12 protein-coding genes are annotated in these 24,616 nt (G+C 45.5%); 11 read left to right on the top strand and 1 reads right to left on the bottom strand.

The window, feature by feature from the left end; all coding sequences use genetic code 11:
- The first annotated feature begins 3 nt into the window (after positions 1-3).
- Genes P3T48_RS08330 through P3T48_RS08320 form a run of 3 tightly spaced genes read left to right on the top strand, consistent with a single transcriptional unit; the run spans position 4 to position 4,604 of the window.
- Positions 4-2,610 (top strand): BatD family protein, encoded by a 2,607-nt coding sequence (locus P3T48_RS08330; protein WP_276506378.1) that lies wholly within the window; start codon positions 4-6, stop codon positions 2,608-2,610.
- On the top strand, positions 2,577-3,311 hold the full coding sequence (locus P3T48_RS08325; protein ID WP_276506377.1) for a phosphatase PAP2 family protein: 735 nt from the start codon (positions 2,577-2,579) through the stop codon (positions 3,309-3,311). Before P3T48_RS08330 ends, P3T48_RS08325 begins: the two co-directional genes overlap by 34 nt.
- A gap of 18 nt (positions 3,312-3,329) precedes the next feature.
- Positions 3,330-4,604: an S-adenosylmethionine:tRNA ribosyltransferase-isomerase gene (locus P3T48_RS08320; protein ID WP_276506376.1), complete on the top strand. Its 1,275-nt coding sequence runs from the start codon at positions 3,330-3,332 to the stop codon at positions 4,602-4,604.
- Between the two features lie 657 nt (positions 4,605-5,261).
- Here the strand turns inward: P3T48_RS08320 and P3T48_RS08315 are convergent.
- A complete protein-coding gene (locus P3T48_RS08315) occupies positions 5,262-5,642 on the bottom strand; it encodes a hypothetical protein (protein ID WP_276506375.1) in 381 nt (126 codons plus the stop codon).
- A gap of 225 nt (positions 5,643-5,867) precedes the next feature.
- Between P3T48_RS08315 and P3T48_RS08310 the strand changes: the two genes are divergently transcribed.
- The 8 genes from P3T48_RS08310 (at position 5,868) to P3T48_RS08275 (ending at position 24,202) form a co-directional block, all read left to right on the top strand.
- Complete coding sequence (locus P3T48_RS08310) at positions 5,868-7,442, top strand: PD-(D/E)XK nuclease domain-containing ATP-binding protein (protein ID WP_276506374.1); 1,575 nt, start codon at positions 5,868-5,870, stop codon at positions 7,440-7,442.
- Between the two features lie 227 nt (positions 7,443-7,669).
- Positions 7,670-8,572, top strand: a complete 903-nt coding sequence (locus P3T48_RS08305; protein WP_276506373.1) for an Abi family protein — start codon at positions 7,670-7,672, stop codon at positions 8,570-8,572.
- 73 nt (positions 8,573-8,645) lie between these two features.
- Positions 8,646-8,996 (top strand): Rpn/YhgA-type helix-turn-helix domain-containing protein, encoded by a 351-nt coding sequence (locus P3T48_RS08300; protein WP_276506372.1) that lies wholly within the window; start codon positions 8,646-8,648, stop codon positions 8,994-8,996.
- Between the two features lie 493 nt (positions 8,997-9,489).
- Positions 9,490-12,273 carry a hypothetical protein gene (locus P3T48_RS08295; RefSeq protein ID WP_276506371.1) on the top strand — a complete coding sequence of 928 codons (2,784 nt, stop codon included), beginning with the start codon at positions 9,490-9,492 and terminating at the stop codon, positions 12,271-12,273.
- A gap of 36 nt (positions 12,274-12,309) precedes the next feature.
- Positions 12,310-12,504 carry a hypothetical protein gene (locus P3T48_RS08290; RefSeq protein ID WP_276506370.1) on the top strand — a complete coding sequence of 65 codons (195 nt, stop codon included), beginning with the start codon at positions 12,310-12,312 and terminating at the stop codon, positions 12,502-12,504.
- Between the two features lie 1,010 nt (positions 12,505-13,514).
- Positions 13,515-16,889, top strand: coding sequence for an alpha-amylase family glycosyl hydrolase (locus tag P3T48_RS08285; RefSeq protein WP_276506369.1), 3,375 nt, complete (start codon positions 13,515-13,517; stop codon positions 16,887-16,889).
- Positions 16,890-17,213: 324 nt separating this feature from the next.
- Positions 17,214-20,561 (top strand): alpha-amylase family glycosyl hydrolase, encoded by a 3,348-nt coding sequence (locus P3T48_RS08280; protein ID WP_276506368.1) that lies wholly within the window; start codon positions 17,214-17,216, stop codon positions 20,559-20,561.
- A 284-nt stretch (positions 20,562-20,845) separates the two neighbouring features.
- Positions 20,846-24,202: an alpha-amylase family glycosyl hydrolase gene (locus tag P3T48_RS08275; RefSeq protein ID WP_276506367.1), complete on the top strand. Its 3,357-nt coding sequence runs from the start codon at positions 20,846-20,848 to the stop codon at positions 24,200-24,202.
- Positions 24,203-24,616 lie beyond the last annotated feature (414 nt).

The raw sequence follows: 24,616 nt of genomic DNA, 5'->3' as shown, positions 1-24,616 counted from the left end.
ATTATGAAGCAAATAGAATGGTACACATTGATGATATTCGTGATGCTGGGCCTGGCGGAGGAAGCCAAGGCGCAGCGTGTGGCGGTATCTGCACCAACACATGTTGCTGCTGGCGAGAACTTCAGAGTAGCCTATACGGTCAACGCCCGTGAAGTGGAGGAGTTCCGTATGGGCAATGTGCCCGATGGACTGGAGGTGATAGCCGGACCCTACACCTCTTCGCAGTCGAGCTATCAGGTGGTCAACGGCCACACCAGCTCTTCTTCCTCTTTCACCATCACCTACACGCTCTATGCAGGCAAGGCTGGAACTTACACCATCGGTACCTCGCATGCACTGGTTTATGGCAAGAAGCTCGCAGCCCATCCTGTCAAGATCACCGTCTCGGGCCATGCTCACAACTCTGGCGGAGCACCCAGGATGCACAACGATGATGCCGATGAGCCTCGCATGCGTCAGGCGGGTTCTGCCATCTCTGGCAAAGACCTCTTCATCAAGGTCACTGCCAACAAGAAGCGTGTGCATGAACAGGAGCCAGTGCTCCTTACCTATAAGGTCTATACACAGGTCGACCTTACCCAGCTCGACGGCAAGATGCCCGATCTGAAGGGCTTCCACTCTCAGGAGGTGCCACAGCCACAGCAGAAAGTGCTTCACAACGAGGTCATCAACGGCCGTCCTTACCGTTGTGTCACCTGGAGTCAGTACGTCATGTATCCTCAGATGACGGGCAAGCTCGAGATTCCTTCCATCACCTTCAAGGGTATCGTGGTTCAGCAGAACCGCAATGTCGACCCCATCGAGGCTTTCTTCAATGGCGGCTCGGGTTATGTGGAGGTGCATAAGGCTATCAAGGCGCCTGGCATTACCATTCAGGTGGACCCGCTGCCTGCACGTCCTGCCAACTTCTCGGGTGGAGTAGGCCGCTTCAATATCTCTGCCACGCTCGACAAGAACGACGTGAAGGCTGGCGATCCCATCAACATCCGTGTGGTAGTGGGAGGCATCGGAAACCTGAAACTCCTCAAGCAGCCTGTGCTCAACCTGCCGAAAGACTTCGACCAGTATGACGCCAAGATCACCGACAAGACCAAGCTCACCCAGAACGGTGTGGAGGGCAACATGGTTTACGACTTCCTCGCTGTTCCGCGCAACCCGGGCAAGTACACCATTCCATCGGTAGAGTTCACCTACTACGACACCAAGACCAATGCCTACCGCACCATCAAGACCCAGCCCTTCACCCTCACCGTGGAGCAGGGCGACGGCTCAGACGGTTCGTCGTCGGCCAACTACAGCAATGCCGACAAGGACATTCATGCCCTGAAGTTGGGCAAGAGCAAGCTTTGCGACATCGACGATATGTTCTATGGCAGCTTTGGTTATTGGACGAGTCTGATGGTGCCTCTCATCGCCTTCATCGGTCTGCTCATCGCCTTCCGCCGCCGTGCCATCGAGAATGCCGACATCGTGAAGATGCGTTCCAACAAGGCCAACAAGATAGCCACCAAGCGACTCAAGAAGGCACGCACCCTGATGATGGCCCGCAAGCAGGGCGAGTTCTACGACGAGGTGCTCAGAGCCTTGTGGGGCTACGTCAGCTATAAGCTCAATATGCCTGTCGAACAGCTCTCGCGCGAGAATATTCAGGATAAGCTGTTGGCTCACTCTGTTGATGCCGACACCATAGAGAAGTTTACCCAGGCTCTCGACGAGTGTGAGTTTGAACGCTATGCTCCTGGCGACCCTGCCGGCAATATGAACAAGACTTTCGAATCAGCCATGACTGCTATTATGGAAATAGAGAATGCCATCAAGGCTGCCCGCAAGCAGGGCAAGAAGACTTCTGCCCGTCAGGGCGACTATACCTTCGGTGTGGTGCTGCTGCTCATCTTCATGGGCTTCAGCCTCTCTGCCTCTGCTGTCACCAAGCAGAACGCCGACACCGAGTACACCAAGGGCAACTATCAGCAGGCCATCAAGGACTATGAGGACCTGCTCAAGAACGGTGTTTCGCCCGAGGTCTACTACAACCTCGGCAATGCCTATTATCGCACCGACAACATCACCAAGGCTGTCCTGGCTTACGAGCGTGCCCATCTGCTGTCGCCCGGCGACGAGGACATCAACTTCAACCTGCAGTTTGCTCGCAGCAAGACCATCGACAAGATCACTCCTGTCAGCGAGATGTTCTTCGTCACCTGGTACAAGGCGCTGGTCAACTTCACCAGTGTCGACAACTGGGCCAAGACGGGCATCCTGTCCATCATCCTTGCCTTGGTATTGGTGCTGGTCTATCTCTTCGCGCCCCAGTTGCTGTTGCGCAAGGCCGGCTTCTTCGGCGGCATCCTCTTCTTTGTCGTCTTCCTCTTGAGTTCGCTCTTTGCCTATCAGCAGAAACAGATACTCGTCAACCGCACGGGTGCCATCATCGTGGCTCCTACGGTCAATGTCAAGAAGACTCCTTCCCGACAGAGCGCCGACCAGTTCGTCATTCATGAGGGAACGCGTGTCGACATCACCGACCGCTCTATGGATGGCTGGCGTGGCATCCACCTGGCAGATGGAAGAGATGGATGGATAGAAACCAAACAACTGGAGGAAATATGATGTTTGGCTCATGTCTTCTCACCGATCTCGAGGTGCTCCACTTCTTCAATGGAAGCGACAATCTGTTCATCGACCAGTTAGCGCTCGTCCTTACGTCGGGGCTCACCTGGATACCGCTTTATCTCATCCTCTTCTACATCATTGTGCGCAACAATGAGACGATGGCGCAGATTGGTCTGGCGGTAATGGGAGCACTCGTCTGTGTGGCTCTTTCCGAGGGTATCACCGATGGCGTGGTAAAACCCTTGGTGGAACGATGGCGCCCCAACAACGACCCCATCCTGAAATACACCATTCAGGTGGTGGGCAACCTTCGTGGCAGTGGCTACAGCTTCTTCTCGGCTCATGCTGCCAACACCATGTCGATAGCGATGTTCTTCTCGCTCCTCATGCGTGGCAAGCGCCTCGCCATCGCCCTCTTCTCGTGGTCGCTGCTCAACTGCTGGACACGCCTGTATCTCGGCATGCACTATCCCTCCGACATTCTCTGCGGACTCCTCGTGGGTGCTGTCATCGGTTTCGTGTGCTACATAGGTTATCTGAAACTGTATTACAAGGTGTCACCCCATATCACTTATATCTCCGACCAGTACACCCCCACGGGTTACGATCACGACGATATCGACAAGATACTCTGCATCCTGGCTTTCACCCTGGTCTATGCTTTCTTGCGGGCGATAGTCATGGCTGGAGGAGTGTAACATTAAAATTCAATCATAATGGATACAAAACATATAAAAATTACCGATTACAATTACCCCCTTCCTGATGAGCGCATTGCCAAGTTCCCCTTGGCGCAGCGCGACCATTCCAAACTCCTTCTCTACCGTCATGGTGAGGTAGGCGAGGATGTGTTCTACCGTTTGCCTGAATACCTGCCCAAGGGCGGACTGATGGTTTACAACAATACCAAGGTGATTCAGGCGCGTCTGCATTTCCGCAAGGAGACGGGTGCCCTGATAGAGGTCTTCCTCATGGAGCCTGCCGATCCTACCGACTATGAGCTCATGTTCCAGACGACTGGACATTGCTCATGGCTCTGCATGATAGGCAACCTGAAGAAGTGGAAGGAGGGCAGTCTGAAGCGCGACTTCGAGATCAAGGGGCATCAGCTTACACTCTCTGCCACCATGCGTCGTGGCGACGCCTTAGGCTCGGAGGCTGCCTCTATGGTGGCGAAGGGTGGTGGAACCAACTATTGGGTCGACTTCGACTGGGACAACACGCAGGTCTCCTTTGCCGAGATTCTCGAGACCGTGGGCGAGTTGCCTATTCCGCCTTATCTCAACCGTGCCACCGAGGAGAGCGACAAGACTACCTATCAGACGGTTTACTCGAAGATAAAGGGCAGTGTGGCTGCTCCTACTGCAGGACTTCATTTCACCGATGCCGTGTTGCAGGACATCGACCGCCATGGCATTGAGCGTGAGGAGGTTACCCTTCATGTGGGCGCTGGTACTTTCAAGCCGGTGAAGAGTCTTGAGATAGAGGGCCACCGCATGCACACCGAGTATATCGTGGTGCACCGTCATACGTTGGAGAAGCTCCTGCAGCACCATTGCGAGGTGATTGCTGTGGGTACTACGAGTGTGCGAACCATCGAGAGCCTGTACTATATGGGCGTTTATCTGCTCTCTCATCCCGAGGCGACAGAAGACGATCTGCACGTCAACCAGTGGGATCCTTACGAGTTGTCGGCAGATGGCGGTTTGGTGAATGCCATTCAGCCTTCTCAGGCGATACAGGCCATCATCGACTATCTCGACCGCAATGGTCTGGAGGCTTTGCACACCAGCACGCAGATCATCATTGCCCCCGGCTATCAGTACAAGATAGTGAAGATGCTTATCACCAATTTCCATCAGCCTCAGAGCACTCTTCTCCTCCTCGTCAGTGCCTTCCTCCATGGCGACTGGAAGAAAGTGTACGACTATGCTCTGGCTCACGATTTCCGTTTCCTGAGCTATGGTGATTCTTCGTTGTTGATTCCGTAATTCATTGCGTGGTTAATGGTTAATGACTGAAGTTGATTAAAGGAGATTTCTCTGAGCGAAACAGGGGATCGTGGGAGCGAATGTGACGATTGCCACATTCGCTCCCATGTTTTTTGCATTCGCTCCCACGAATCTCTGTTTCGCTCCCACGAATCTCTGTTTCGCTCCCATGAACGTCAGATTCGCTCTGGCAGAATCGTCTGTAATCCTTTAGCAGAGTGGGCTCTCTGCTTTTTTCTATTTCTGCATCTTTGGGCATATGTTTGTTGTTTATTCAAGTTTCGCAAGCTCAGAAGTTAAAGGAGTTATCGCTCCCTACGGTCGCTGAGGAGTTAAGACAACAGTCTTTTTGGCGTAGTTTCTTAAGCAGCAAGACATACGTCTTAACTCCTTAACTTCCTTAACTCCTTTAACTTCCTGATATGCGAAAGTTCAGTTGTTTAGATTTCGATTGCAAAGTTCGGAATTTTTTTTTGAATACTCGGTGCACCTCTATGACGTGCACTATTGTTAAATCCGTTAAGAAAATAAAAGGTTTTTATACACATTGGGAGGTATTTTGCCATTCTGCCGTTTTGCCACCCAATTGGAATAATCCTTATAAATGTGGACAAAAATGTGGGCAAATCCCATCCGTTCCCCCTTATTATCAATACTTTATCTCACTTTTCTCGCGTTGTTTATATATAAATGTTGAAATGAATCGGCACGGCAGCAGTTTTGGTAGCAATAACTGTTCAAAAAGGGTAGTAAATTCTGTTTTTTCGCATTTTTGTAAAAGATGGGTTTTAGCCTAAAAAGATAGGGTGCCCATTTTTGCCCACCCCCGATTTGGGCCGCTAAAAAAGCCTGTTTTTTTGCCTCCGTTCCAAGTTTTTGGGCATGTTGCCCACATGTTTTTTCGTTTTCTTTTACATCGATTTTGTGTTTTTCTTCATGATTTTTGCATATTTTCCCATTTTTTTTGTCAAATTTTCTGCTTGAGCAAACGCAAATTGGCAGATTTAGGGAGTAATTTGCTGTGTTTCTGATGATCATCTCATGCAAATTTCGCATAATTTTCCGACCTGTACGGTTGAAATTATCCTGCACACCCTCCTGTATGGTTGAAATTACCCTGCACGCCCTTCTGTGAACTTTTAGGCCTTCGCCTGTACTTGAAACCTGCTAACTTTAAAAGAATTATCCAGAAAAAGAGAGAAAATGATGGCAATTTGAGAAAATAATCGTAAATTTGCAATTGTAAACCAAAGATTCTGGAAGATGGTAGAGATAAACGATAGAAGATTGCCTGTAGGCATCCAGTCTTTTGAGAAAATCAGAGAGGGTGGATACCTGTACGTTGACAAGACAGATATTATCTGGCAGCTTGCCAACAGAGAGAAAACGTATAATTACCTGAGCCGCCCACGCCGCTTTGGTAAATCTGTCCTCGTTGATACACTCGAAGCTTATTTCTTAGGCAAGAAGGAACTCTTCGAGGGACTGAAGATCATGCAGATGGAGACAGAATGGGTGAAGCGTCCTGTCATCCGGCTGGATATGAGTCTTGCAGGAGCTGCACCGGAAAGTGTGCGGAGCTATCTGGACAATGCCTTCCATCAACTTGAGTCGGAGTATGATATTGCTGTACGACAGGGCAGTTCTCTTGCCGACCGTTTTGATGCCATCATTCAGACTGCATATAATAAAACCGGGCTTCAGGTGGCGATTCTCATCGACGAATACGACTCGCCCTTGCAACATTCCTGGAAAACTCCGCAGCATGAAGCATGTACTGCTGTTTATCGTGAGGTGTTTGCCATCCTCAAGGCAGATGACAAATACGAGAAGTTTGTCTTTATCACAGGTATCACCAAGTTTACGCAAATCTCTCTCTTCTCTGTACTCAACAATCTGAGCGACATCAGTTTTGAGCCAAACTATGCCGCCATTTGCGGTATTACCAAGGAAGAAGTCTTGCGTGATTTCAAGCCGGAAATCAATAAATTGGCTGAATACGAAGGTTGGACTTTCGACGAAGCTGTGGCGCAACTGACAGCCTACTATGATGGCTATCATTTCTGTTATGAGAATATGGTGGATGTATTCAATCCCTTCAGTCTTATCAATGCCCTGGCAGATTCCAAACTGAAGAACTACTGGGCTTCATCAGGTGCAACCTCCATGTTGCCTAAGTTTGTGGATAATATGGAAATTCGTTTGAAGGATTTTGAAAATTGTCCGGTAGACTGCGATACATTGGAGACTTCCGACGTAACAGGTGGCGGCGCCGAGCTATTCCTCTATCAGTCGGGCTATCTTACGATAAAAGGGTATATGGATGATATCTATTTGCTTGGCATTCCAAACTATGAAGTCCGTAAGGCTCTCTATAGGATTGTTTTGCCAGCCTTGACGTTGAAAACGAATGCCCAAGTGATAACTACTCAGAATATGTTGTTGTACTCGCTGAAGCTTGGCAATCTTCCCGAAGCCATGAAATGTCTGAAAGCCCTCATTGCGGATGTGCCCTACAGCAACAAGAAGCTCGCCAGTATGGACATGGAGGAGCGTTATCGCCTGATTATGAGCACCATATTCAATGCCATCGGTTGCAGGGTGGAAGTGGAAAAGATGATTGCTACGGGCAGGATAGACATGGTGGTGGAAACCACCCAATATATCTACGTCCTGGAGTTGAAGTTGAGCGACAATGGTGGTGTGGATGCTGCAGAAGAGCAAATCAGAGCCAAGCAGTACGCCGAGCCTTTCAAGGCCGGCAAGCGCAAGGTCATCGCCCTCGCCATAGAGTTGGATGATAGGGGAAAGGGATTGGTAGATTGGAAGGAAGTTTAACTTCTATAATTTCTGAACTTGAAAACCACTTTGTTTGGGTAGTAAAATATAATTTTAAGTCCTGATTTAACATTATTAGATACAAATATGTCAAAGAAATCTACTTTTATGTTATTTTTCTTACTGAAAAGTTTGTATTATCAATGATTATTCGTATCTTTGCAGCACGAGAACCCGCCAAGCCTCTCAACGATGCTCAAATGTGCGGGTCGTTTTTTTATAGGTATATGGCAACAAAAATTCCGTTCATAAAAACATACTCCACCCCCCAAGAGTTAGTACAACTACTCAAAACAAGAGGTATGGAGATAACCGATGAAGAAAAGGCTCAGCATTATCTTTCCCACATCGGTTACTATCGTTTGTCTGCCTATATGTACCCATTGCTTTCCATTCCCAAGGAGCAACATCTATTCAAGCGAGGAGTATCTTTCGGTAAGGTTATGATGTTGTATCGCTTTGACAAGAAGCTACGCTTACTCCTATTCAATGAAATTGAAAAGATAGAGGTCGCAGTGCGTTGCGCTATCGTCAACTTTGGAACTGAAATGACAGGTAACCCTTTTTGGATGACTGATTCCGACAATTTCTCAAATCCGTCCAAGTTCAATCGCTCTATACGTCTTATAGAAGATGAACTGAACCATACAAAAGAGGATTTCATCAACCATTTCAAAGAGACATATACCAATCAGTACCCACCTTCATGGATGCTGGCCGAGATATTGCCATTTGGTGTAATCACCAATATTTATTCTAACATCAAGAATAAGAAAATAAAGAAGCGTATAGCACAGTCATTTGGCTTACAAGTTGCACCTTTTGAATCTTGGCTTACCGTTATCACTGTAACAAGAAACTCATGTTGTCATCATTCACGTGTATGGAATAGGGTGTTCTCTATTCGTGCTACCATGCCTATCAGAATGTCACGTCCTTGGATTACCTTGCCAACTGATCCTTTGAAAGTGTACTTTGATATGTGCATCATCAAGTACTTCCTTGATATTATCTCTCCAAACAATGATATGCTTGATAAGATGAACAGTCTTTTTGCTACGTTTCCAGAAATAGATAAGGCTGCCCTTGGTTTTCCTTCTGGTTGGGAAAACGAATCGCTATGGCAATAAAAGGCATATGGAGATAGCTTTCATTGCGCTCGATAGTGCTATCTTTGCATCAGATTTTAGAAAACAAACGATAATGGAACAGGTAGAAGAAAGATATATTAGTTTGCTAACCGACTTTGGTTTCAAGCGAATTTTTGGATCGGCAGAACTGTGCGACAAGGTTTTCGACCGCCTCTTCGAGGAAGCAGAGATAGCCAAGTTTTCTCCGCTGGAAATGCGGGAGTATGAAGCCAGTAAAAAGGCTTATCGTGACATTAAGAATTCCGTGGATACAGCCAAGCGCGAAGGAATCGCTGAAGGCATGGAGCAGCGAAGCCTTGAGATTGCCAGAAAGATGCTGGCAAAGGGAATGGATGCAGCGTCGGTGATGGAAATTACTGGCCTGTCGGCGGAGCAGATGCAGCAGCTGAAAGCGGAATTTTAGATGATAAATATAGTCAATATAAACGGGCCTATATGCACACATTATAGTGGCATATAGGCCCGTTTAATGACTAACAGAGATTTCTCGGTAAGTCATTGAGACATCTCTGTGACTTGCCGAGATGTACTAACTTCCTTACATTCGAACCTTTTGACAAGAATGCCAGTGTAATCGTTTGCACAGATATTTGCGCAAAAATTACCTTGTATTCGTACCTTTGCTTTTACATTTTTTATATATTTGCAGCGAAAAAGAAAAAGTGAACCAATAAAATCGCCTACGGGCGTTGCAGGAAAGGACTGCAATTCGTTAAACTGAAATATTGAGCAAAGGAAAATTGTTGTTTCTAACTAACTTATTATTCTTTCAATTAAGAACAATGTAGTTATCCATTCCGATGGAATTCATTGGTTTGGGAAAACAAGGAAAGTAAAACCTACAGGAAATGACGAGTTAACTAAAAGCTAAACATAAAGTTTAAAACTATAAAAATATGAAGAAAAGATTTACACTAATGATGATGGTGTTATGCTTCTTAATGAGCATACCACTGAAAATGATGGCACAAACAGTGACTGAAGACAAAATTACCGTTGTGAGTCAGTATAAACAAGGTACAGATTGGAGCGAAAACTCTAATTTTAATTTTACCTCTACCGATGGTGGTAAGATTTATACCTGTGTGCTGAAGGATGTAACCGCTGAAAATGTCTGGTTTCGTATAGTTAAAAATAAAAGCGACATGCAGTGGGGACCTAATAGTAGTTCTGAAGACTTGGTTTTAACAAGTTCTTATCAGCAGGCATACGAAAGTAAGACACATGAAAAATCTTTCAAGATTGAAAATGCCCAAGGATCAACTTATACCATTACTTGGGATAATGAAACTAATCAGATTAAGTGCGTTAAGGAAGGAAGTAGTAGCGGCAGCGGCACTGGCAACCCAACCGTTGAGTGGGATACTGAGAATACCAATCGACTCAAAGGTCGTGTCTACTCTCAGGGATTCTATCTCGCTGGTAGCTTCTTTACCTTTAGCGGAGTTAAAGGAGTTGAAGGAGGTAAAGATGACAGAGATAAAGTTACCTATGATGATGCTGTATTTAAGTTCCAGCAGCAGAATGATGTTACCATTAAAAGCGGAAATGACAATGTAGTATATGAAGAATATAAGGTAGAGATTCCTGCTTCTCTTAAAGCTCATGCACAGGTGATGTATGTCGATGAGTTCGGAAATATAAAAAATATCTTTGGTCCAGGAACTTATTCTATCAGTAGAACTTGCCCAAATACGGATATGTCTACAGAGTGGTTAGAAGCTAAGGCTAATACATGTACTCCTATTACTCAAGAGAATTCCAATTATTGGAATTTTAAGTCTCGAAATGAATCGTCCGATGAATATTCTGATGGTATGTATAATCTGTATATTGCTGTCGACGCTACGACTCATGAAGTTAAGAAGTGGAAGATTGAACATGATAGTGATAGGCGTGTAGCTTACTTTATCAGTGATGCGCCAAATGCAACAGCCATGCCTGTTTATGATGCTTTCGACCTTAGTCAACACTCTAATAAATTTAGTAATAAGTTCTTTGCTTCTGTAAACTTTTCAGCAGATTACAATTATTATGTTATTTCAAATTATTTGAAATCTCAAGATTATGTTAAATGGACAGAACATGATTATGAAACTAAAAGGAATAGTAAAGACTATGTTTCAACAACAAACAAACTGTTTTTGCAAGGTAATGGTGGCTCAGTCTATGATCCAGGTAATAATACCAATCTATTCTCTCCTAATGAAAAGCCAATGCCTGGTGGTGATTTAGGTAATATCATCGTTGAATATAATCCTTCCCAGGGTCATGACGGACTTGCAGATAATGATAAGCACCTTGGTTTTAGTGGTCGGATAAATCAGGCAGAAGGATCTACAAAAATAACCTCTGTATCTATGGTAGGTGATGCTATTCCTGGTACATTGAAAGTTGATGAAATAACAGGCAAAGAAGTTTGGGATTACACCTCGAAAGCAGCAGAAATGACTTACGATGATGTTGAGCAGTGCTATACGACTACTGTAGTAACTACAGTTGGTGAGGGCAAAAATCATTTCAGATTCGTAGGTAACCATGATCCTAAAATCAATTGGTTTGAGGATACTGATGGAACAGAACCTAACAAGATGGCTAAGACTCCTTTATCAGATACCGAAGCGAAAGGACATACCGCAGATGCAAAAGATCCTAATAAGGTTAATTATACTAAAAAAGGTGAATTCAGCGAAGATAAGTATAATATCATTTGGAACCGCCCTGCTGGTAGATGGACCGTACGTCTTTACTTCTATACCCGTAACGTTGATGGTGTTGCTTGTACTGACTATTATTATACCATTAGCCCATGCAAGGATTTGGAATTGCGCGACTGTGTGAACATTGTTTACAAGAGCGAAGATAACAAACGTGTTATTAAAAATGTGGGTGATTATAAGTTCCTCAGAACCTGGAGTGATGAAAAGGCATGGAAGGTGTCTAAGGATATAGATATTTACGTAGTAGATCAACTCTCGGCAGATAAAGTTAATAACGCAGTGACTCTTCATTTGAATCTGCTTGATTCTAAGGATAAATCTGGTAAATATAATGTCATCCCTGCTAATATAGGTGTTATTCTTGGTACTAAGAAGGAAGCTGCAGCCATTGAAGGTGGTGCTGTGTTCCATAAGCGTACCTCACTCACATCTTTGAATACTGTTGTTGTTCCAATGTATGAGTATAATGCTAATGAAGAAACTTCAGGAACTTCTGTAAAAAGTTTGTTGCAGACTCTCACTTATGCACGGGTAGTTCCAACTTCAGAGATAGTAGGTGGTAAAGTAACTTATAACTACTTGTTTGGTGCAGGTAAAGGTAAATCAGTTGGAATAGACTGTGAAAATGAAAATGATTTCTTTATGGGCTTCTGGATTTCTAATGGTAAAGGAAACTTCTACAGCAATAGCTGCTATTTGTCTATAGATAAGGAAACTGCAGACATCTTAGGAGTTGGAATCAGAAATGATCAATTTAATCCTGTTACTCATGCTAAGATGGTTCCTGGAGTCATATTCGACTTTGCCAATGTTGGCGGTACAACAGGTATCAACGAGGTGGTAAATCAGAGCACTAAGTTGAATGACGGCAAATACTACACCCTAAGTGGTCAGCAGGTAGAGAAGCCTACAGCAGGTGGTATCTATATCCACAACGGCAGAAAGTTCGTGGTTAAGTAAATATAAGCATTGTAGAACAAGTAAGCAAAGAGTAAAATGAAAAAGAAATATATACAACCGAATGTTTCAGTAAGTTTTGTAGTTGTGGAGTCACAACTCTTAGTAGGTTCGCCTGGTGCTCAAAAAGGACAGAATGATGATTTTATCACATTCTCCAAACAGCACGACTTCACCGACGACAGTTTTGACAACACAGCTTGGCCTAAGGGTAAATCACCCTGGGAAGACTGATGATTAGGCTTCATTACATTTTCAGTAAATAGTAAGAATAGGTTGAGAAAAGTGTAATATTAATTAAAGGGTTAGTTTAATTAGTTTATTAATCGCTATTATCATTAAAGAGGGCTGCAGAGATGCAGTCCTCTTTTGTTTTGTAGAGTGTAGAATGTTAAGATATTTATGCAATCGATTGCATATTATTATTCGCAATTTTTCGCATTTATTTTACCACCTTATATATATAAAGAGTAATTTTGCATTAGTAAGCTAACAGAAGGATCACAAGTGGTTTAAGTATGGCCGAAGGTCCAAAAGCTCCTTTTAAGCAGCACGCCCTGTAAGGGCAGAAGCTCTTAGCCCAGGGCAGCGCCCTGGGTATAAAGGCAATGAGAAATGCGCCCTGTAAGGGCAACAGCTTTATATATTGCCAGGAGTTTTAAAGCTTTTGCCCTTACAGGGCGACAGGTTACCGCCCAAAACAACCCAGGGCGCTGCCCTGGGCTATGAGCTTCTGCCCCTTCAGGGCGTGTTGGGGACAGGGTTATCTCTTCCGCATACCATAAACGAAGAGCATCTGCCCTTTAAGGCGTGTAGGGGACAGGGGTATCTCTGAAAATCGCTTGTCGAAGGATATGTAAAGGTCAACAACTCCTATAAGCAGCACGCCCTGTAAGGGCAGAAGCTCTTAGCCCAGGGCATCGCCCTGGGTATAAAGGCAATCAGCAATGCGCCCTGTAAGGGCAACAGCTTTATATATTGCCAGGAGTTTTAAAGCTTTTGCCCTTACAGGGCGACAGATTACCGCCCAAAACAACCCAGGGCGCTGCCCTGGGCTATGAGCTTCTGCCCCTTCAGGGCGTGTTGGGGACAGGGCTTCTCCCTTACCGCATACCATAAACAAAGAGCATCTGCCCCTTCAGGTCGTGTTGGGGGACAGGGTTACCATACACGAAGGTATTAGCAATCAGCTAACTAACATAGATATTCATCACTAACTAAAAATTAAATAACCAGTCTATCAAATGAGGAAATTTACATTTAGGCTATGGGCAGTCCTTATGCTCATGTTGGTCTCCTTGCAGACGATGGCAACGGATACGTTTACCAGCAATCGTACTGACTTCCGAGACGAAAGTATTTATTTCATGATGACCACTCGCTTCTACGATGGTGACACAGGTAACAATGTGCTCTGCTGGGACAACCAGTCAGAGCAGATCAAAACAAAAGACCCTTGCTGGCGAGGTGACTTCCAGGGTGTCATTGACAAACTCGACTACATCAAGGCATTGGGTTTCACTGCCATTTGGATTACACCAGTAGTGCAGAACGCATCCGGTTATGACTACCACGGTTATCATGCCATGGATTTCCAGCATGTTGACTGCCGTTATCAGAGCAGCGATGGTAGCAAGGACGGTGACGCCATGTTCCAGGAACTTATCGACAAGGCACACGAAAAGGGTATCAAGATTATCCTCGACATCGTGCTCAACCACACCGGTAACTTCGGTGAGCAGACACTCTGCAAGGAGTTTGACCGTAATACCGACTTGGCTACTCAGGCACTCATCAATGCTTGTATGATTCCTAACGAGGAGAAGTTGGGTTCCGACTACCTTACAAGTGTCCCTTATGAGCAGTATCAGCGTCGTCTTGGCCTGTTGAAGAACGTCCGTGGTAAGAACGAGGATGTTCACAACTACTGGCACCATTTTGGTGACTTCAACTGGGACTTTCCTAACCGCTGGTGGGCTCAGATTGCAGGCGACTGCGTCGATCTGAACACCGAGAACGACTACGTAGCAGATTATCTCGTAAAGTGCTACGGCAGCTTCATCAAGATGGGTGTCGATGGTTTCCGTATCGATACATCCGGTCATATCTCACGTTTGACATTCTGCAAGCAGTTTATTCCTCAGTTTACAGCCCTCGGTAAGCAGTATGAGGACAAGCGATTGAACAAGGCTCCATTCTTCATGTATGGTGAGGTTTGCGCCCGTTACAGTGATGTCACATACCGTGGTCAGGATAACCTCTCTTGCTATTATTACACATGGCAGGCTCCACAGGACTTGCTCGATAAATGGGATGGCAGCCAGAAATACTGGGATACACAGGTACTCTTTGATAAAGCCAATGGCGGTACAGGTGTGGATGACCATCAGATGGCTCTCTGTGAGTCAGACAATGCCCCAACACCAACAAGCGACAATACCTTTATGGTGAATGGTAAGTGGCATGAGCCAGACTATTCTCAGGCAAGTGGTTTCCATGTGATCGACTTCCCATTGCACTACAACTTCGGTAATGCTGCCGCCGCATACGGTTTGGCAAAGTCAGGTGACAAGAGATATAATGATGCTACCTATAATGTGGTATATGTTGATAGCCACGACTACGGTCCTCAGCAAACCAATGACCAATTCCGTTTCTCTGGTGATGATGCTCAGTGGGCAGAGAATCTCTCTCTGATGTTCACCTTCCGTGGTATTCCATGTCTCTATTATGGTTCTGAGGTAGGTTTTCGTCGCGGTGCTCCGATTGACAGAGGTCCTCACGGTCCTCTTTCAGAAACTGGTCGTGCTTACTTCGGTGGTTACCTCACAGGTGATGTAGAAGCCAAGGATTTCGGTGACTACACGGCAACAGGTAATGTGGCTGCTACATTGAATCATGATGTCGCTCAGCACCTCATCCGTCTGAACAAGATTCGTCAGGCTGTTCCTGCTTTGCGTAAGGGTCAGTGGACCGACGATGGTTGTACTCCTGCCAAGGGCGGTATCGCCTTCAAGCGTGCTTATAAGAATGACAGCTATGCACTCGTAGCCATCAATGGTGGTGCAACATTCACAGATTGCCCTGATGGTACTTATACCGACGTGGTAACAGGCAAAACATACACTGGTACTACTATCACCGTTGATGCTCCTGCTACTCAGGGTCAGCTCCGTGTTCTCGTGAAGGACTGGAAGGGCGGTCAGATAGGTGAGGATGGTCCTTTCATCTATAATGAGACTCCTAAGTCTAAGTCAGAGGCTGATCAGGCTTATGATGGTCATGAGGAAGATGGTACAACATGGGTTGAGCCACAGACTAATGAGTTTGGTTTGAAGTTCTCTCAGAATGGTGGTACATTCCGCACCAATACTGTTACTGTAGAGGTAAGCCTTAGCGGTAAGGCAACTTCTGGTTGGTTCCAGGTAGAAGGTAAGGACAAGGTAGAGCTGGCTCCTGGTGAGACCAAGAAATTCACTATCGGTGAAGACATGAACTTCAAGCAGAGCAAGACTGTAACATGGTATGCTAAGAACGACAAGAGTGAGAAGAATGGTTCTGTATCCTTCACCAAGGTGGATCCTAACGCATCTATCACCGTATATGTAAAGGCAGACAATGCTCCAACTATCTATGCTTGGGTTCCTGGCAAACCTGCTAAGGAGTTGACAGGTGCATGGCACGGTCAGACCATGGATGGTCCTGAAGAGATTGGTGGTGTCAACTACTGGTACAAGACTTTCGATGGAGTAGAGAGCTTCAATGTGATTCTGAATAATGGTAATGACAAGCAGTCAAGTGACATCACTGGTATTACAGGCGATATCTACTTGGAGTATGATGGTGGTTCAAATGTCAAGACGCTCGATGCTCCTGTCAACACAACAGCCAAGGTTACTTTGAGTCCTAACGGTGGTGACTTCCAGAAGACCATCAAGGTTACTGCTACCCTCAGCGACAATGCCAAGAGCGGTTGGTATAAGATTGGTAATGGCGAGCAGGTGGCTCTTACTCCTGGCAAGCCAGTTAACTTCACTCTCGGTGCTGACATGATGGAAGGCGAGAGCAAGACTGTAACTTGGAGTGCAACTAATGCAGATAACGAAACCAAGACAGGTTCTGCTACCTTCAACAAGATAAAAGAGGTAGTTATTCCTACTCCAACTGGTATCTATGCTTACTTCCTCGCTCCTTCAGACTGGAATGATGTTCACGCTTATGTTTGGACTGATGGTAGTGGCGAATATGCTGGTGGATGGCCTGGTGTAGCTTGTACCAAGACTGGTGAGAAGAAGAACGGTTTGGATATCTGGATGTGGAAGTATGATGGTGATAAGACTGAACTTCCTGCCAAGATTATCTTCAACAATAATGGTAATGGTAACAACCAGACAGGTAATTTCGATTTCGTAAACGGTGCTGTTTATGACCGCAACGGTAAGACCAACGAGGTCGTTACAGGCATCAACCAGACTGTAGCAGCTCAGAAGGCAGGCGCAGTGAAGATTTACACTCTCTCAGGTGTAAAGGTTGCCGAGGTAAGCAACGTTAAGGATGCTGAGTACATCTTGGCTCCAGGTGCTTATATCTGCAACGGTAAGAAGTTTGTGATTAAGTAACTTTTGATGATTGCAAATTGTCAATATAAATATACGTTTAGTTAATTAGGTTTTATTAAGTGCTATTAAAAGGGGATTGCAGTGATGCAGTCCTCTTTTTTTGTTTTTCTGTCTGCTGTTTGTCAAGATTTGAGTGTAATCGTTTGCACACGTTTATTCATTCTTTTTTGCATCATATTTCCCATCATATATATATAATGTGTAAATTTGCATGAGTAAGCTAACAGAAGAATATTGCCAAGAGTTTTAAAGTGAAGGAATTAACAATCACATAACTAACATAGATATTCATCACTAACTAAAAAATAATAACCTGTCAATCTTATGAAAAGATTTACTACAAGGCTATGGGCAGTCCTTATGCTCATGTTGGTCTCCTTGCAGACGATGGCAACCGATGTATTTACATCGAATCGTACTGACTTCCGAGACGAAAGTATCTATTTCATGATCACCACCCGTTTCTACGATGGAGATCCAAGTAACAATGTGCTCTGCTGGGACAACCAGGAAGCACAGAAGAGTACCGGGGACCCTTGTTGGCGCGGTGACTTCCAGGGTGTCATCGACAAGCTCGACTACATCAAGGCGTTAGGTTTCACTGCCATCTGGATCACTCCTGTCGTACAGAATGCATCCGGTTATGACTACCACGGCTATCATGCTTCGGATTTCTCCAAGGTAGATTGCCGTTATCAGAGCGGTGACGGCAAAAAGAGCGGTGACGTGATGTTCCAGGAACTCATCGACAAGGCTCACGCCAAGGGTATCAAGATTATCCTCGATATCGTGCTCAACCACTCCGGTAACTTTGGTGAGGAGCATTTTTGCAAGGAGTTCGACCGTGATACCCGTCTTCGTAACCAGGCAGACATCAATGCTTGTATGATTCCTAATTTGGAAACATTAGGTAGTGACTATCCAAGTCTTTTGCCTGCTGGTCAGTATCAGCGTCGTCTTGCCCTGATGAAGAATACAGATGGCAATAACCACGATATACACAACTATTGGCATCATTTCGGTAGCTTCAACTGGGACTTACCTAATCGTTGGTGGGCTCAGATTGCAGGTGACTGTGTGGACCTCAATACTGAGAATAATACAGTGGCTGATTATCTTGTCAAGTGCTATGGCAATTTTATCAAGATGGGTGTCGATGGTTTCCGTATTGATACATCCGGTCACATCTCACGTCTTACCTTCTGCAAGCAGTTCATTCCTCAGTTTGCTGCCCTCGGTAAGCAGTACGAGGACAAGCGATTGAACAAGGCTCCATTCTTCATGTATGGTGAGGTTTGTTCCCGTTACAGTGGTGTGCAGTACCGTGGTCAGGACAACCTTTCACCTTTTTATTATACATGGCAGGCTCCACAGAACTTGATGGATCAGTTTGATGGCAGCCAGTCATACTGGGACACTCAGGAAATTTATGACAGAGGTACAGGCTATGATGATAAGCTGATGCCTCTCTGCGAGAAAGACAATGCGAATTCTCCAGAAAGCAACAATACCTTTATGCTGAATGGCGCATGGCATGAGCCAGACTATTCTCAGTCAAGCGGTTTCAATGTGATCGACTTCCCATTGCACTACAACTTCGGTAATGCTGCCACCGCATACCGCTTGGCTAAGACTGGTGATATGAAATATAATGACGCTACCTATAATGTGGTATATGTAGACAGTCACGACTATGGTCCTGGGTCAGGGTCTCGTTTTGGCGGCTCAGACGCTCAGTGGGCAGAGAATCTCTCTCTGATGTTCACCTTCCGTGGAATCCCATGTCTCTATTATGGTTCTGAGGTTGGTTTCCGTCGCGATGTTGTGATTGACAGAGGTCCTAATGGTCCTCTTTCTGAAACCGGTCGTGCTTACTTCGGTGGTTATATCACAGGTGATGTAGAAGCATCAGACTTCGGTGACTACAAGGCTTCTGGTAATGCGGCTGCCTCTTTGAATCATGATGTGGCTCAGCACCTCATCCGTCTGAACAAGATTCGTCAGGCTGTTCCTGCTCTCCGTAAGGGTCAGTGGACCGACGAGGGGTGTACTCCTGCCAAGGGTGGTATCGCCTTCAAGCGTGCTTATAAGGACAGTTATGCACTCGTAGCCCTCAATGGTGGTGCTACTTTCACAGATTGCCCAGCTGGTACTTATACAGACTTGGTAACAGGCAAGACTTACACAGGTTCTACTATCACTGTTGATGCTCCTAATAATCAGGGTCAGGTTCGCGTACTCGTGAAAGACTGGACTGGTGGCAAGCTCATTGATGATGGTGCTTTCATCTACGATACAACAGCCAAGTCTCTGGACGGTCAGACCTATGATGGTAATGAAGAGGCCGGTACAACTTGGGTTGACGAGGCTCCTCTTATGCCAGTAAGCGTTTCTCTTTCTCCAGCTGGCGGTACTTTCCGTACCAATACGGTAACTGTTACCGCTGAGGTCTCAGAAGATGCTACGTCTGCTTGGTATCAGATAGAGGGACAGGACAAGGTAGACTTGACCCCTGGTAAGCCTGTTGCCTTCACTATCGGTGATGACATGAACTTCAATGACACCAAGACAGTGACTTGGAGTGCAACAAGCTCCGAAGGCAAGGAGAAGACTGGTAAGGTTACTTATACCAAGGTTGATCCTAACGCAGCTATCACCGTATATGTAAAGGCAGACAAGGCTCCTTACATCCACGCTTGGACAACAGGTACTGACGGCAAGAACTTGACAGGTGCATGGCCTGGTAAGGTAATGAAGGGTCCTGAGGAGATTGATGGTGCAAAATACTGGTCTTACTCTTTCTATGACGTAGAGAGTTTCAATGTCATCTTGAATAATGGTAGCGGTGATCAGTCTGGTGACATCACTGGTATTACAAGTGATATCTACTTGGAGTATGATGGTGGTAAAAGTGCCAAGAAGATTGATGCTCCTGTCAATGCTGCAGCCAAGGTTACTTTGAGTCCTAATGGTGGTGACTTCGAGAAGACTATCAAGGTTACTGCGACCCTCAGCGACAATGCCAAGAGCGGTTGGTATAAGATTGGCGATGGCGAGCAGGTAGCTCTTACTCCTGGTAAGTCTGAAACCTTCACTCTTGGTGCTGACATGATGGAAGGCGAGAGCAAGACTGTAACTTGGAGTGCAACTAATGCAGAGGATATGGTTAAGACTGGTACTGCAACCTTCACCAAGAAGGCTGAGGTGGTTGTTCCTGCTCCAACAGGTATCTTCGCTTACTTCCTCGCTCCTTCAGACTGGAGTAAGGTTGTCTGCTGGGCTTGGAATAATACAGACAACTTTACCGGTGGTAACTGGCCAGGTGTAGCATGTACCAAGATCGGTGTGAAGAATGGTTTGGATGTCTGGATGTGGAAGTATGATGGTGATTTGACAACTGCTCCTACTATGATCATCTTCAACAACGGCGGTGGTCAGCAGACAAAGGATTTGAAATTCGAAAACGGTGCAGTTTATAACCTTGCCGGTAAGACCAATGAATCTGTCTCAACAGGTATCAACCAGACTGTAGCGGCTCAGAAGGCTGGCGCAGTGAAGATTTACACCCTTTCAGGTGTGAAGGTTGCCGAGGTAAGCAACGCTCAGGATGCTGAGTACATCTTGGCTCCAGGTGCTTATATCTGCAACGGTAAGAAGTTTGTGATTAAGTAACTTTAGATGATTGCAAATTGTCAATATAAATGTAAGTTTAGTTAATTAGGTTTTATTAAGTACTATTATTAAAAAGGGGATTGCAGTGATGCAGTCCTCTTTTTTATTTTTCTGTCTACTGTTTGTCAAGATTTGCGTGTAAACGTTTGCACATAATTATTCATTCTTTTTTGCATAATATTTCCCCAGATATATATATAATGTGTACTTTTGCATTAGTAAGCTAACAAAACTTAGATAATGACATTTTCATCACTAACTAAAAATTAAAACCAGTCAATCTTATGAAAAGATTTACCACAAGGCTATGGGCAGTCCTTATGCTCATGTTGGTCTCCTTGCAGACGATGGCTACCGATGTGTTTACATCGAATCGTACTGACTTCCGAGACGAAAGTATCTATTTCATGATGACCACTCGTTTCTACGATGGTGATCCATCTAATAACGTGCTCTGCTGGGATAACCAGGAAGCACAGAAGAGTACCAAGGACCCTTGCTGGCGAGGTGACTTCCAGGGTGTTATCGACAAGCTCGACTACATCAAGGCGTTAGGTTTCACTGCCATCTGGATCACTCCTGTCGTACAGAATGCATCCGGTTATGACTACCACGGCTATCATGCTTCGGATTTCTCCAAGGTAGATTGCCGTTATCAGAGCGGTGACGGCAAAAAGAGCGGTGACGTGATGTTCCAGGAACTCATTGACAAGGCTCACGACAAGGGTATCAAGATTATCCTCGATATCGTGCTCAACCACACCGGTAACTTCGGTGAGGAGCATTTTTGCAAGGAGTTCGACCGTGATACACGTCTTCGTAACCAGGCAGACATCAATGCTTGTATGATTCCTAATTTCGAAACATTGGGTAGTGACTATCCAAGTCTTCAGCCTGGTTATCAGTATCAGCGTCGTCTTGCCATGATGAAGAATACCGATGGCCAGAATCATGATACTCACAACTACTGGCACCATTTCGGTAACTTCAACTGGGACTTACCTAATCGTTGGTGGGCTCAGATTGCAGGCGACTGTGTGGACCTCAATACTGAGAATAATACAGTGGCTGATTATCTTGTCAAATGCTATGGCAATTTCATCAAGATGGGTGTCGATGGTTTCCGTATTGATACATCCGGTCACATCTCACGTCTTACCTTCTGCAAGCAGTTCATTCCTCAGTTTGCTGCCCTCGGTAAGAAGTACGAGGACAAGCGATTGAACAAGGCTCCATTCTTCATGTATGGTGAGGTTTGTGCCCGTTTCGGTAGTGTGCAGTACCGTGGTCAGGACAATCTTTCACCTTATTATTATACATGGAAGGCTCCACAGAACTTGATGGATAGCTTTGATGGCAGCCAGTCATACTGGGACACTCAGGAAATCTATGACAGTGGTACAGGTTATGATGCTAAGCTGATGCCTCTCTGCGAGAAAGATAATGCTGATTCTCCTGAAAGCAATAATACCTTTATGCTGAATGGTGCATGGCATGAGCCAGACTATTCTCAGTCAAGCGGTTTCAATGTAATCGACTTCCCATTGCACTACAACTTCTCTAATGCAGGAAGTGCATACGGCTTGGCTAAGTCTGGTGATATGAAATACAATGATGCTACTTTCAATGTAGTATATGTAGACAGTCATGACTACGGTCCTCAGCCAAGTGATGGTATCCGTTTCTCTGGTAGTGATGCTCAGTGGGCTGAGAATCTCTCTCTGATGTTCACCTTCCGTGGAATCCCATGTCTCTATTATGGTTCTGAGGTAGGTTTCCGTCGTGGTTCTGTGATTGACAAAGGTCCTAATGGTCCTCTTTCTAACACTGGTCGTGCTTACTTCGGTGGTTATATCACAGGTGATGTAGAAGCATCAGACTTCGGTGAATACAAGGCTTCTGGTAACGTGGAAGCTACATTGAATCATGATTTGGCTCAGCACCTCATCCGTCTGAACAAGATTCGTCAGGCTGTTCCTGCTCTCCGTAAGGGTCAGTGGACAGACGAGGGTTGTAAGGCAACAGGTAATAATGGTATCGCCTTCAAGCGTGCTTATAAGGACAGTTATGCACTCGTAGCCCTCAATGGTGGTGCTACTTTCACAGATTGCCCAGCTGGTACTTATACAGACTTGGTAACAGGCAAGACTTACACAGGTTCTACTATCACCGTTGATGCTCCTGCTACTCAGGGTCAGGTTCGCGTACTCGTGAAAGACTGGAAGGGTGGCAAGCTCATTGAGGATGGTGCTTTCATCTACGAAACTGCTGCTCAGCATAAGGGTGGTCAGGACTATGATGGCAATCAGGAAGCTGGTACAACTTGGGTTGACGAGACTCCTCTTCAGCCAGTAAGTGTTTCTCTTTCTCCAGCTGGCGGAAGTTTCCGCACCAATACGGTAACAGTTACTGCTGAACTCTCAGAAGATGCTTTGTCTGGTTGGTACCAGATTGAGGGACAGGATAAGGTAGAATTGACTCCTGGTGAGGCTACCACCTTCACAATCGGCGACGACATGAACTTCAATCAGACCAAGACTGTGACTTGGAGCGCTACAAGCTCTGAAGGCGAGAAGACTGGTAAGGTTACTTATACCAAGGTAGATCCTAACGCAGCTATCACCGTATATGTAAAGGCAGACAAGGCTCCTTATATCCACGCTTGGATAACTGGCGGCAAAAATCTGACAGGTGAATGGCCTGGTAAGGTAATGGATGGTCCTGTGGAGATTGATGGTGCTAAATACTGGACTTGTGATTTCGATAACGTTGAGAGCTTCAATGTCATCTTGAATAATGGTAGCGGTGCTCAGTCTGGTGAAATCTCTGGTATTACAGGTGATACCTACTTGGAGTATGATGGTAGTAGAAGTGCCAAGAAGATTGACGCTCCTGTCAATACAGTTGCTACTGCCAAGGTTACTTTGAGTCCTAACGGTGGTGACTTCCAGAAGACTATCTCCGTAACAGCAACCCTCAGCAGCAATGCCAAGAGCGGTTGGTACAAGATCGGTGATGGCGAGCAGGTTGCTCTTACTCCTGGTAAGGCTACTACCTTCACTCTCGGTGATGACATGATGGAAGGCGATAGCAAGACTGTAACTTGGAGCGCAACTAATGCTGAAAATGAAACCAAGACAGGTTCTGCAACCTTCAACAAGATTAAAGAGGTAGTTATTCCTACTCCAACAGGTATCTTCGCTTACTTCCTCGCTCCTTCAGACTGGAGTGATATTCATGCTTACGCTTGGAGTGATGGTCCAGTGGAATATGCTGGTGGTTGGCCTGGTGTAGCATGTACCAAGATCGGTGTGAAGAAGAATGGTTTGGATGTCTGGATGTGGAAGTATGATGGCGATTTGACAACTGCTCCTACCAATATCATCTTCAACAACGGCGGTGGTCAGCAGACAAACGATTTGGTTTTCGAAAACGGTGCAGTTTATAACCGTGATGGTAAGACCAATGAGTCTATCTCAACAGGCATCAACCAGACTGTAGCAGCTCAGAAGGCAGGCGCAGTGAAGATTTACACCCTCTCAGGTGTGAAGGTTGCCGAGGTAAGCAACGCTCAGGATGCTGAGTACATCTTGGCTCCAGGTGCATATATATGCAACGGCAAGAAGTTTGTGATTAAGTAATGTTAGAATTGTAAATATAATTAAGGGTTAGTAAATTTGGTTTTATTAAGTGCTATTGTTATTAAGGAGGGTTGCAGTGATGCAACCCTCTTTTTTTGTTTTACAACCCTTCACTTTGTCAATATTTTGTGTAATCGTTTGCACACGTTTATTCGTTCTTTCCTGCATATTTTTTTTCCTCATATATAAATAATGTGTAAATTTGCATTAGTAAGCTAACTGAAGAATATTGCCAGGAGTTTTAAAGCTTTTGCCCTTACAGGGCGACAGGTTAACGTCCAAAACAACCCTGGGCGTTGCCCTGGGCTATGAGCTTCTGCCCCTTCAGGGCGTGTTGGGGATAGGGTTATCTCTGATAATCGCTTGTAGAAGGATATGTAAAGGACCGCAACTCCAATGAGCAGCACGCCCTGT

The sequence above is a fragment of the Segatella intestinalis genome, assembly GCF_029348455.1.
GTDB lineage: Bacteria > Bacteroidota > Bacteroidia > Bacteroidales > Bacteroidaceae > Prevotella.
Note: the sequence above shows the minus strand (reverse complement) of the source record. Positions and strands in the feature narration are given on the sequence as shown.

Excerpts from the sequence above, each read along its gene's own strand:
- P3T48_RS08330 (WP_276506378.1), top strand. The coding sequence starts at position 4 with ATGAAGCAAATAGAATGGTACACATTGATGATATTCGTGATGCTGGGC.
- P3T48_RS08325 (WP_276506377.1), top strand. The coding sequence starts at position 2,577 with ATGGATAGAAACCAAACAACTGGAGGAAATATGATGTTTGGCTCATGT.
- P3T48_RS08320 (WP_276506376.1), top strand. The coding sequence starts at position 3,330 with ATGGATACAAAACATATAAAAATTACCGATTACAATTACCCCCTTCCT.
- P3T48_RS08315 (WP_276506375.1), bottom strand. The coding sequence starts at position 5,642 with ATGATCATCAGAAACACAGCAAATTACTCCCTAAATCTGCCAATTTGC.
- P3T48_RS08310 (WP_276506374.1), top strand. The coding sequence starts at position 5,868 with ATGGTAGAGATAAACGATAGAAGATTGCCTGTAGGCATCCAGTCTTTT.
- P3T48_RS08305 (WP_276506373.1), top strand. The coding sequence starts at position 7,670 with ATGGCAACAAAAATTCCGTTCATAAAAACATACTCCACCCCCCAAGAG.
- P3T48_RS08300 (WP_276506372.1), top strand. The coding sequence starts at position 8,646 with ATGGAACAGGTAGAAGAAAGATATATTAGTTTGCTAACCGACTTTGGT.
- P3T48_RS08295 (WP_276506371.1), top strand. The coding sequence starts at position 9,490 with ATGAAGAAAAGATTTACACTAATGATGATGGTGTTATGCTTCTTAATG.
- P3T48_RS08290 (WP_276506370.1), top strand. The coding sequence starts at position 12,310 with ATGAAAAAGAAATATATACAACCGAATGTTTCAGTAAGTTTTGTAGTT.
- P3T48_RS08285 (WP_276506369.1), top strand. The coding sequence starts at position 13,515 with ATGAGGAAATTTACATTTAGGCTATGGGCAGTCCTTATGCTCATGTTG.
- P3T48_RS08280 (WP_276506368.1), top strand. The coding sequence starts at position 17,214 with ATGAAAAGATTTACTACAAGGCTATGGGCAGTCCTTATGCTCATGTTG.
- P3T48_RS08275 (WP_276506367.1), top strand. The coding sequence starts at position 20,846 with ATGAAAAGATTTACCACAAGGCTATGGGCAGTCCTTATGCTCATGTTG.